Genomic DNA, 12,389 nt, shown 5'->3' on the forward strand with positions numbered 1-12,389 from the left:
CACCGAATTAATGGAGTAAATTTCATGTCTAATAAAAATTCAATGTTAAAGCTGCTGGCGATAACATTATTCTCATTCGTTTTATCTGCCTGTGGTGGTGCTGAAAGTACTAAGTCAGGTCAAAACTTATTAACCTGTGATGTACCAATGGTGCCCAATGCCAGTGGTGATGCATGTATTGCACCTGAGCCAATTCAGTGCCCAGTGCCTACGGTTCCAGATGCTAAAAATGAGTCTTGTGTGGTAGGTGTTGATCCCGAAGCTCCCGCTCCGGTGTTCTTTCCAAGTGAAAGCCAAGCGGTACTTTATTTTAATCGAGCAGATGGTGCTTATGATGAATACAAACTGCATAATTGGAATACGCCAGAATGTGACGCCTATGCTGCTGACTCTATAGCAGCAAGCTGGGATAGTGGGCTTGTTCATACCGGTGTAGATCCTAATTATGGCGCATATTGGGTGTTAAACTTGATTGATGACTTTACTGAATGTGGTAATTTTATTATTCATAAAGGCACCGATGATGCCGGCAAAGAAATGGGCGGTGGTGATTTTAGAATGCCACTTAAACAAGATGATGCCACTTATCAACGAATGAATTTTACTTTCTCTGGTGTTGCCTCTGTTTTTGAATACCCGTTGGTTTCACTTGGTAAGCAACCGCTTAAAATCTCAGGCTTTGCTGCACATTGGATTGATAGCAATACTTTTGTGTGGAATACACCTGAAGAAGTTACTAGCGTTAAGCTTCATCACTCAGTTAATGCCGATATCATCGCGAATGATGAAGATGTTGTTAGCGGTACTGTTGTGTCATTAACAGCAACAACATTGTCAGATGAGCAAAAAGCATTAGCGGTACAAGTTGCCGAGTGGCCAGCTTTTTCAGCCGACATTGATGCCCAAACAGCTAAAGCATTACTTAAAAATCAATTAGTGCTGGTAGGCTACAACACTGAAGATAAAGCGATTACGGCTACTTATGTACAAACAGCTAAAGTATTAGACGGCTTATATACACAAGGTGATGCTGATGCGAATGAAGCAAATTTAGGGCTTAGTTATAATAGCGACGGTGTTAGCGTTTCAGTTTGGGCGCCAACAGCACAAAGTGTCACTATTAATATCTATGATGCCGATAAAACTAAGTTAAATAGTGCGCTAATGACCGAAGATTCCCATACGGGTATTTGGTCTTATCAGGGGGCAGCAGACCTTGATCGTATGTTCTATCAGTTTGAATTATCGGTTTATCATTATCAAAACCAAGCGATAGAAACCTTAACCACAACCGACCCATACTCTGTAGGTTTGTCTACCAATGGTGACTTCTCTCAATTTGTAGACTTAGCTGATACTGAGCTTATGCCAGAAGGTTGGGGTGCTGAACAAAATGTTAATGCTATTACTTTTGAAGACGCGGTGATATACGAAGCACATATTCGTGATTTTAGTGCGTTAGATGAAAGCACCGATGTTGCCAACCGAGGTAAATACTTAGCTTTTACCGAAACCAACTCTTTACCGGTGCAGCATTTACAAAAATTGGTTGATAATGGTTTAACACATTTTCATATGTTACCCGCTAACGATATTGCTTCTATTAATGAAGACCCAACTCAGATTGTTGATTTAACCAATACCGTTGCCGAGCTTTGTGTTGTTAAAGCTAACGCGCCAGTTTGTGGTGTAGAAAGCGCTGATAAAACACTACTTTCTGTACTTGAAGGCTATAACACTTATTCTAATGAAGCGGCTGAACTTATTGATGTGTTACGTGATGTAGACAGCTTTAATTGGGGCTACGATCCTAAACATTTTAATGTACCTGATGGCATTTATGCTTCAAACCCTGATGGCGTTGCACGTATTGTAGAAATGAGATCTATGATACAAGCACTGCAAAACTTAGGTTTACGAGTGGTTTTAGACGTAGTTTATAACCATACCAGCGCTGCAGGTATATCAAGTAATTCTGTATTGGACCAAGTTGTACCTGGCTATTACTACAGTCGCGATATCGAATCAGGCGCGGTTATTCAATCAACGTGTTGTAACGACACTGCACTTGAACATCAAATGATGGACAAGTTGATGGTTGATTCGCTGAAAGTTTGGACGCAACATTATAATTTTGACGGCTTCAGGTTCGATATTATGAGCCACGGTAGCAAGTCACAAATGCTTGCTGCTCGAGCTGCTATTCAAGCGATTGATGCCGATACGCATTTTTATGGTGAAGGCTGGACACGTGATGACCGCGGTTTTGAACAGGCCAATCAATTTAACATGGCAGGTACCGAAATAGGTACCTTTAATGACCGACTGCGTGATGGTATTAGGGGCGGAAAGTTCTTCAGTAACAATAGTGATGATAGCGATGTGTTTAAGCAGCAAGATATTATCAAGCTAGGTCTTGCCGGTTCACTTGCCGACTATGTTTTAAAAAGCGCCAGTGGTACCAGTGTTTTAGGTAGTGCATTTTCACCTAATATGTACGCTAAAGACCCTGCTGATGTGGTTAACTATATTTCAAAACACGATAACGAAAGTTTATGGGATCAGTTACAGTTTACCCTAGCGCCTTCTATGGATATGCAAAACAGGGTGAGAGCACAAAACGTTTCTCAAGCTATTGTTTTACTTTCACAAGGTATTCCATTTTTACAAATGGGCGGCGACTTCCTACGTTCTAAATCACTCGACCGTAATACTTATGATGCTGGCGATTGGTACAACTTTGTTGATTTTACTTACAACACTAACAATTGGAATAAGGGCTTACCACTTGATAAAGGCGGACGCAGCGATGAAGAGCTGCTGCGTATAGGTCTTAACGCACAAAGTAACGTTGGCATGAATGAAATATCATTCGCGTCGAGTGTATTTAACGAGTTTTTGAACATACGTACCTCAAGCCCGTTATTTAAATTAACCACCAGTGCAGATATTGTTAACCGTGTTGGTTTTCATAATATCGGGAAAAATCAAACTCAAGGCTTAATCGTGATGAGTATTGATGATGGTACAGGTCTTGATGATTTAGACTCTGCTCATGATGCGATTGTAGTAGTGGTTAATGGCTCAAACACCACATTGTCGCATACCGTCCCTACTGCTCAAGGTTTTAGTTTACATAGCACCCAGTTAACATCGGTTGATAATATTGTTAGCGGTGCCAGCTTTAGTCAAGGCGAAGTTGAAGGTACGTTTACTGTGCCAGCGCTAACAACCGCTGTATTTGTTAAACTACAAGGTGAGCAACAAGGCGCAGGTTTATCGGCAATTGCTACTGCAGGTGCGCCCGATGTAGTGCCTTTTGGTGATACAAGCTTTTATGTTCGTGGTGGTATGAACGACTGGGGTGAAGTTGACTCATTTATTTATTTGGGTGAAGGCGTTTATCAAGCGTCAATTAAATTAACCGCTAACGATTATGAGTTCAAAGTGGCTTCAGGCGATTGGTCAACAGTTAACTACGGTGCATCTAGTTCAGGAAACCTAGTTGAAGAAGGTGTTGGTTTCACCTTAGCTTCAGGCGGCGATAATTTAGCCTTAACTATTAGTGCAGACTCAACGTATATCTTTACATTAGATGCCTCTAATATCGAGGCGCCAGTATTAACGGTGAGCAACGAAGAGCCTTTTGTTGGAACAACCGTGTTTATTCGTGGCGACATGAATGGTTGGAATGAAGCGAACCCGCTAACCTATATTGGTGGTGGTAAATACTCTGCAACATTTAGTGTTGACGCTGATACGTACAGTTTCAAAGTTGCGTCTGCAGATTGGTCAACCGTTAACATGGGCGCACCAGCAAATGATACCGAAGTGTTATTAGCAGAGCAGCAAGCATTATTATCAGGCAGTAACGATAATTTAACGATCACAATTCCTACTTCGCAAGAATACACTTTTACTTTTGATGCTTCTGATTTAGATGCACCAACTCTATCGGTGCATAAATCGCAAATGTTTGAAGACAGCACCGTCTATATTCGTGGCGATATGAACGGTTGGGGCGAAGTTGATATATTAACGTATCAAGGTAATGCCAGTTATTCAGTAGAAATTGCATTAACTGCAGCCAGTTATGGTTTTAAAGTGGCCTCAGCCGATTGGTCAACATTTAACATAGGCGCTGGCGACAGTGGTGGAGTTGTTAATCTTGATCAACCATTAACGCTACTGCGCGATTCAAATGATAATTTATCATTTGTTGCAGACGAAGAGGCGACTTATATATTTACCGTAACAGGGCCTAATCCAAGCGCTCCAACGGTAACGGTATCGAAAAAGTTGTAGTGTTATCACCCTTTTTTGAACCAATTTTTTAACTTTTGAACCAATACTATAATTTTTTGAACTGATAAAAAGTAAAATTAAAGGTAATTAACAAGATTAAAACGCGCTAGCTTGCTAGCGCGTTTTTTGTTTTTCAAGGTGTATGTTTATTCTTCGAGGTATACCAATAAATAACTTCTGTTCTGCATACGTATTCAAAATGAGTCACTCAAGCATTAAATTCATACATAGTTAACTCAACAACCTAAAACTTAACTTATTAATACATCAAAAGTGAAAATGTTATTTTATGATGTTTTTTATTTTAGTTACTGTATATAAAGGATATTTTAAGTTTTTTGTTGGTAGGGATTTTAACCAAACTGCATTTGTTGATATAAATTAGCAAATGTAATTATTCATTTGTTAAGTATTAACTACTCGTGAACATTATATTTTTTTTCGTTAGCCGTTACGAGCACATGATGAATACGTATGTAAAGTGTATTCATCATCAAGCGTCCGCTTTATATTAGAATCATCTGCAAAAATATGCAGAGTAAAACCAAATTAACGAGATCAGCGACGGATCGCTGAATAATAATTAAAGCACGGATGTATAGGGGAGTTCACCAATGTTAAATTTCAAACCTAGCCGAGTAACTTTGGCTTTGCTATCAAGCGGTTTCATGGCGCTAAGTATGCCTGCTCTTGCTGAAGAAGTTGCCGCTAAAACAGCGAAAGAAAAAGAAGTAGAAATCATCACAGTTACCGGTATTCGTGGAAGCTTACAGCGAGCCCAAGCCATTAAAATGAGTTCAAACTCTATCGTTGAAGTACTATCTGCCGAAGACATTGGTAAATTACCCGATACAAGTATTGCAGAATCATTAGCACGACTTCCTGGAGTAACCGGTGAAAGACGAAATGGGCGAACCAGTGGTTTATCTGTTCGTGGTTTTAATGAAAACTATGTAGGCACCTCACTAAATGGTCGTGAATTACTCGGCATGGGTGATAACCGCGGCGTAGAATACGATTTATATCCAACTGAAATTGTTTCAAACGTTGTGGTTTATAAAACGCCTGAAGCGGGTTTAGTTTCTCAAGGTATTGGTGGAACGGTTGATTTACAAACGGTAAGCCCATTAACGTCTGATCCTGTTATGGTTTTTAATGCCAATTTCGAACAAAACAAACGCGACTCTGCCAACCCCGATTATGACAATGACGGTCACCGCTTTTCATTTAACTTCGTCGATAAATTTATGGACGATACCTTAGGTGTTGCCCTTGTTGTATCTTCAATTGAAACACCACGCCAAGAAGAAAACTTCCGCGGATGGGGCTACCCAGAAGTAGGTTTCGAGTCATGTGATGAAAACGGTGAAAATTGCATTAAGCGAAAAGATTCGGCTGGAAATGATATTGAACCATCAACAAAAGTTTTAGGCGGCCACGACTCGTTTTCTCGTTCAGCGTTGTTAGAGCGAGACTCTATTGCCGCTATTATCGAATATGCACCGAGTGACGATTTAAAAATTCAGTTTGACGCGCTATACATCGATTTCAGCGAAAATGACGTACGCCGAGGTCTTGAAGAGGGCGGTCCAATATGGGGCGGCGCTAACTTCACCGCAAATCCGGTTGAAAATGGTTTAATAACGTCTGGTAATTGGGATGGCTTTCATTCAGTAGTGCGTAACGACGCACGTACCCAAGATTCAGAATTAACCACTTTTGGTTTAAATATTGAATATGACATAAACGAAAACTGGTCAGCAGAGTTAGATATTTCAACAGGCTCAGTTGAAAAATCTATTATCGATGTTGAAAGTTACTCGGGTGTTGGTCGTGCTGGTATTGACGGTCGCCCAAGCGCCGCTCGTGCTTGGCAAATGACATCAACAGGTGTTATGTACAACGATCACCCAACGTTGCCGGGTGTTGATTATACCGACGAAAGTTTAATGCGTTTAGCAGGGCCTCAAGCTTGGGGGGCGCCTATCATTGGTAGTGACGCTCAAGATGGCTTTATTAATCGCCCTGAATTCGAAGAAGACTTAGACAGTGTTCGCCTACAAGTTAATGGTTTATTAGAGTACGGTATTATTTCAGGTGTTGAAGCTGGTGTTCGTTACTCTGACCGTAAAAAAGAAAAAGTTAATGAAGGCGACTATTTAACTGCTCCTGAGTACCCAGGAGACGGTCCAATTCCTAACGTTTTAGGCGTTACTAATTTAGACTTTATTGGTATCAATGGCGTACTTGCATACGATAGTTTAAGTTTATATAAAAACGGCTACTACACTGCAACAGCAGCATCATTGGTTCAAACCGACAGACTTGGCGATACTTATACCGTAGAAGAAGAGCAATTATCTGCTTATGTAAAACTAAATTTAGAAGCTGAATTTGGCGATATATTCATGACGGGTAATATTGGCTTGCAAGTTGTTGATGTAGAACAAAAATCATCGGGATTTTCAGTGCTTGATAATGCCAATGGTCGTGTCGATGCAAGAGTTGTAACCGGTGGAGACTCTTATACCGACATTTTACCTACCTTGAACTTAAGCTTTGAAATTGCAGAAAATCAGTTTATTCGTACGGCTATGGGTAAAGTATTAAGTCGTCCACGTATGGATGATATGAAACCGAATAATCGTGTTACATTCGGCTTTAACGATTCGCAAATTACGAGCTCAGATATTGAGAATAGTCCATGGTCTGGCGCTTCTGGTAATGCATCTCTTAAGCCATTAGAAGCAAATCAGTTTGACTTATCATACGAAAATTATTTCACCGACGATGGTTATTTTGCAGCAACTTTCTTCTTTAAAGATTTAAAAAACTGGCATAGAAGTGGAAAAACGGTAACAGATTTCTCAGAGTTTTATATCCCGGGTTATCATCAAGGCTCAGAAGGGCAAACTCCTGCAAGTTTTGTCGGCTTCGTTGACTCAACTGAAGACGGTTTAACAGGGTTTGTAAGAGGCTATGAATTACAAGCCAGTGTGCCATTTCGTTTATTCCACGAAAGCTTAGACGGTTTTGGTATGGCAATTAGCGGCACATTCCTCGACGGTGAGTTAGATGACGGCGGCAGAATTCCGGGTTTATCTGAAGAAAGTTACTCGTTAACGGCGTACTATGAATACAAAGGTTTTGAAATTCGTATTGCCGGTACTAAACGCGATGAGTTTGTTACTGAAACACGCGGCCAAAGTTTAGCTTTAGTTGCTACTGAAGATTTAGGCTCAGAAATTTGGGACGCGCAAATTAGCTATGACTTTAAAGACTCTGGTATAGAGTCACTTGAAGGATTACGTATAACCTTGCAAGCACAAAACTTAACTGATGAAGATACGATACAAGCTGAAGCAAGTGATTCACGCCAAATTACGTCTTATCAATCGTTTGGTGCAAACTACTCGTTAGGTCTTAATTACAAGTTTTAATTAGCCAGTGTAATTAGTTAAACGTATGTAAAATTAAAACCTGCTAGGCTTCTGGCAGGTTTTATTATTTGTACTCCAATATAGTTTTATACTGAATCAATGCAGTGGTAATAAGTAGAGAATTACACATGACAAATAAAATTAAAAAAGTGGTTGTTCTAGGTGGTGGTACTGCGGGTTGGATGTCAGCCTCGTTAATTAAAAAGCTCATGGGCAAGACAATTGACGTTGAATTGGTTGAGTCAGAAGACATAGCCAGCGTTGGTGTAGGAGAAGCCACTATTCCTCCTATTCGTTTATTCAACAGCGTACTTGGTATCAACGAAGCAGAGTTTTTACGTGAGACTAAAGCGACTATAAAACTTGGTATTAAATTTGAAAACTGGAAAAACACCGAAGAAAGTTATTTTCATACCTTTGGTGCAGCAGGAAAAAGCCTACCTTTTTGCCATTTTCATCATTATTTAAAACGAGCACAAGATGCTGGCTTAAAAGATAATTTATGGGATTACGACCTTAATTACTTATGTGCAACCCAAGGCAAGTTTGCACAAATAAAATCAAAAGACCCAATAATTGATATTCCTTACGCCTTTCATTTTGATGCTGGTTTATACGCACAATTTTTAAGAAAGTTTAGCGAAAAAATAGGTGTTAAACGCACAGAAGGCATGGTCGAAAATGTTGAACAGTGCAACAAAACGGGCAACGTAACATCATTACAATTAAAAAGCGGTGATGTAATAAAGGGCGATTTATTTATAGACTGCTCAGGCTTTCGAGGCTTGTTAATTGAACAAACGCTAAATACCGGATATGAAGACTGGGGCCATTGGCTACCTTGTGACCGAGCCGTTGCTGTAGCCTCTAAAAGGTTTGAGAAAACCGTTCCTTATACTCGCTCGATTGCTCATGCTGGCGGCTGGCAATGGCGTATACCTTTGCAGCATCGCAATGGTAACGGTTTAGTTTATAGCAGCAAACACTATAGCGATGAGCAAGCCAAAGCACTGTTATTAGCCAATATAGAATCAGAGCCTTTGGCTGAACCTCGCGTTATAAAATTTACCACTGGCCGTCGACGTAAACAGTGGCATAAAAATGTGATTGCGGTCGGGCTATCGAGTGGGTTTTTAGAGCCGCTTGAGTCAACGAGTATTCATTTAATTCAATCAGCCATTGTTCGCCTTATTCATATGTTCCCGCACAACGGCATTAGCGACGCGCAAGTAAATGAATACAATCGCCAATCGAAAGTAGAATATGAACAAATTCGCGACTTTATTATCTTGCATTATCACGTTAACCAAAGAGATGACAGTCAGCTATGGCGTGATTTACGTGCTATGGATGTGCCTGAGTCGTTAACAGCAAAAATTAAACTTTTTCAAGAAACCGGGAAAATTTTCCGTGACCAAAACGACTTGTTTAATGAAGGGTCATGGTTACAAGTCATGTTAGGGCAAGGGATTGAGCAAGAAGATTATCACCCATTAGCCAATGATATGTCTCTTGAACAGCTCACCTCAATGTTAGAGAAAATTAAAGCGATTAAGCACGAGCCACTTTCAAAGTTGCCTAGCCATGACGACTATCTAATCAATTATTGCCGGCTGTAGTCGCTTTAAACGTTAACCACCTTACTGATAATAAATAGCTATTAGGTAAGCGTTAATCGCTTTAACACATAATGTGTAAATTCAAATTTTAATGAAGAGTATCAACATGGAAAAAACAACAATTGGCAGTTCGAATATTGAATCATCACGCCTGATCTACGGTTGTATGCGCATAGCAGGTGACAATACAATTGCAGATAGAAATAAAGGCAAAAAAGCCATAATGGCAGCGTTAGATGCAGGCTATACACACTTTGATCATGCTGATATTTATGGCTCGGGTAATAGTGAAAGCTTGTTTGGTGAACTACTAGCTGAGCAACCTAGCTTGCGTGATAACGTTATACTGACATCAAAAGCCGGTATTCGACCAAAGATAAACGAGCCAAATGCCTACGCACCAACACGTTATGACTTTAGACAAAAATACTTGCTCGACAGTGTTGAAGGCTCTTTAAAACGTTTAAATACCGATTATCTAGACTTGTTTTTACTACATCGCCCCGATTACCTATTTGATGCAAATGAAGTCGCAGAAACTTTCGCCTTGTTAAAAGCCAGCGGTAAAGTAAAACACTTTGGTGTTAGTAACTTTAAACCTTCTCAAGTTGAGCTATTAAAGTCGGCAATGTCGATGCCTTTGTTGGTCAATCAAGTAGAAATTAATATTCACAATATTGATACGTTACTCGATGGCACGCTTGATCAATGTCAACAACACAACATTACGCCTATTGCTTGGTGTCCGTTAGGCGGTGTAGCTTATGCGGCATGGGGTAATACCTTTTCAGCGGCAGACGAGCAACGTATTGCTAGCGAATTAGCCCAACAAAGCGAAAAATATAGCTGTGCACCTTGGCAGGTTATTCTCGCTTGGTTATTAAAGCACCCAAGCAACATTTGTCCAATTATTGGTTCAACAACCCCAGAGCGTATAGTTGCTGCTAAACAATCACTTACAATAGAATATACCCGTGAAGATTGGTATAGATTGTTAGAGTCTAGAAATGGCCAGGCTGTGCCTTAGTCGATAGATAAATTCGTTTTATAGAGTCATTTTATAAAGCCACTTGATAAAGTGCTTGGTGTTAACAGCATAATATATAGTGGCTCTAAATTTATCTGACACCTTTAAATGACAGGGCTTAGCTAAATATTATATTGACAATGCAAGTTTCTGTTCATGTCATAACTGGCTACGCAATTGTTTATAAATACTTTATAGAACGGTTAAATAAGCATATAAGTCATTTAATCTGCTCGTACCTCGCTTATTGTAATCCGCTATTTTATTGCTTCTTAATGAGGTATTTAAGATGGGCTTTACCTTGGATAGTAGTTGTAGAATCTAGTAACTAGTTGATATAAAATAATTTAAATTAATCAACTTGGGATTATTTTCATTAGATCGGATAACGGGCTAGTAACGCCATCAGCGCCACATTCGATCACATGAGTATATATTTGTGTTGTTCTAACGTCAGTATGACCTAATTGCTCCTGAACCGTGCGAATATCAGCACCTCGCTGTAATAAGTGCGTAGCAAAGGAGTGACGTAATGTATGACAAGTAACATTTTTTTCTATACGCGCTTTCTTTGCCGCTTGTTTTACTATTTTTCTTATCGATGTTTCATTTATATGATGTCGTCTAAGCGCATTTACTTCAGGATCTATACTGAGTCTTTTTGAAGGAAATAAATAATGCCATCCGAACTCTTTTCGTGCATTAGGGTACTTCCTACTGAGTGCGAAAGGCAAATACACACCCTGATAATCAGGGTTTTTAGAGTCACAGCTAAAAAGTAGTTCAACGCTATTTATTTGCATCTTTAATGCATCAACAAGCTCTTTTGCCAAAGTCACACAGCGGTTTTTTCCTCCCTTACCTTGCCAAACTCTTACAGTATAAAAATCAAAGTCTATATCTTGTACTCGTAAACGAACAGCTTCCATTAATCGTAGGCCGCTACCATACATAAGTTGACAAATTAATTGATAGTTAGCGTCAATTTGTACAAGCAGTGCTGATACTTCTTTTTGAGTTAGTACGACAGGCAGTTTTTGCTGAATATGGCTTTTATTAAAGTTTAATTCCAATGTTAATTCATTTTTAAGCACATATTTGTACATATACGATAAGGCATTCAATGCTAATGCCTGTGTTTTAGGCGCCACATTGATGACATTAGACAAGTGAGAGAGAAAAGACTCAACCTCATGATTATGGCAAGTGTTAGGGTGCCGCTTATTATTAAAAATGATAAACGCTTTTATCCAATATAAATACGACTCGATAGTGCGTTTAGCATACCTTTTTGTCCACATCTGCTCTTTAATATGGGTAAGAAAAAGAGAACTCATATATTTATCCTTATTTATTTTGTTACGCAATAAGAGGTACTGTATTTTTGTACAGTTTAGTGCGATTTCCTGCTTTCAGCCAATAAAAAGGAAATATTCTCGTTTATGTCTTTAACATAACGAAATGTTTCATTAGTAACTTATTGTAGATATTGAATAAATAAGGTATGTTTTGATTATCTTAAGATATGAAAGAAGGATATTTTCCTTGTTTAAACAAGGATTTTTTCCTCATAATAAGCTGTTAGCATGCTAGGAATTATGTGCATCAATCTAGATTCATTTGAAATTTTAAATCTTGTGTTAGGGAGCCAATCAAGTTTACCTGATGGAAATCATCAAAATGGTAGTGTTAGCTTTCATATTCAAGATTCAATTATCAAAAATATATGTGTGCGCCTTAGTGAGTTTTACTCTAAAGGCGATATTTACACAGGTGATTTGGTAATTGATGGAGAAATTATTTTGGTAAATACTCAATTCCAACCTGAAACAATTCGGCATAAATTCTTAATGCAGACTGAACATTGGGATGATGGAGTAGAAGTTAATTATCAATTTCAAGTCGCAAACGTTAATATTGAATTTAGTTGGCATTGGCTTGCAGATAACTTAGTGCCAAACTATATCGATATAGAAATTGATTAGTGTAAAAGCATGC

General features: G+C 39.1%; 6 protein-coding genes. 5 read left to right on the top strand and 1 reads right to left on the bottom strand.

Annotation, left to right across the window (positions count from 1 at the left end; translation table 11 throughout):
• The first annotated feature begins 24 nt into the window (after positions 1-24).
• From pulA to AC27H3_RS11090, 4 genes are all read left to right on the top strand, one after another.
• Positions 25-4,305 carry a pullulanase-type alpha-1,6-glucosidase gene (gene pulA, locus AC27H3_RS11075; RefSeq protein WP_487106187.1) on the top strand — a complete coding sequence of 1,427 codons (4,281 nt, stop codon included), beginning with the start codon at positions 25-27 and terminating at the stop codon, positions 4,303-4,305.
• A 614-nt stretch (positions 4,306-4,919) separates the two neighbouring features.
• Positions 4,920-7,745 (top strand): TonB-dependent receptor, encoded by a 2,826-nt coding sequence (locus AC27H3_RS11080; protein WP_487106189.1) that lies wholly within the window; start codon positions 4,920-4,922, stop codon positions 7,743-7,745.
• Between the two features lie 128 nt (positions 7,746-7,873).
• A complete protein-coding gene (locus tag AC27H3_RS11085; RefSeq protein WP_487106190.1) occupies positions 7,874-9,364 on the top strand; it encodes a tryptophan halogenase family protein in 1,491 nt (496 codons plus the stop codon).
• Positions 9,365-9,470: 106 nt separating this feature from the next.
• Positions 9,471-10,391, top strand: coding sequence for an aldo/keto reductase (locus AC27H3_RS11090; protein WP_487106192.1), 921 nt, complete (start codon positions 9,471-9,473; stop codon positions 10,389-10,391).
• A gap of 356 nt (positions 10,392-10,747) precedes the next feature.
• Here AC27H3_RS11090 and AC27H3_RS11095 read toward each other — a convergent pair whose 3' ends face one another.
• The gene (locus AC27H3_RS11095) at positions 10,748-11,728 is read right to left on the bottom strand and encodes an integron integrase (protein ID WP_487106194.1); all 981 of its coding nucleotides are present in this window, start codon (positions 11,726-11,728) and stop codon (positions 10,748-10,750) included.
• A gap of 261 nt (positions 11,729-11,989) precedes the next feature.
• Between AC27H3_RS11095 and AC27H3_RS11100 the strand changes: the two genes are divergently transcribed.
• A complete protein-coding gene (locus AC27H3_RS11100; RefSeq protein ID WP_487106195.1) occupies positions 11,990-12,376 on the top strand; it encodes a hypothetical protein in 387 nt (128 codons plus the stop codon).
• Positions 12,377-12,389: the final 13 nt, after the last annotated feature.

The organism is Colwellia sp. NW0002-52-1, from assembly GCF_057550865.1.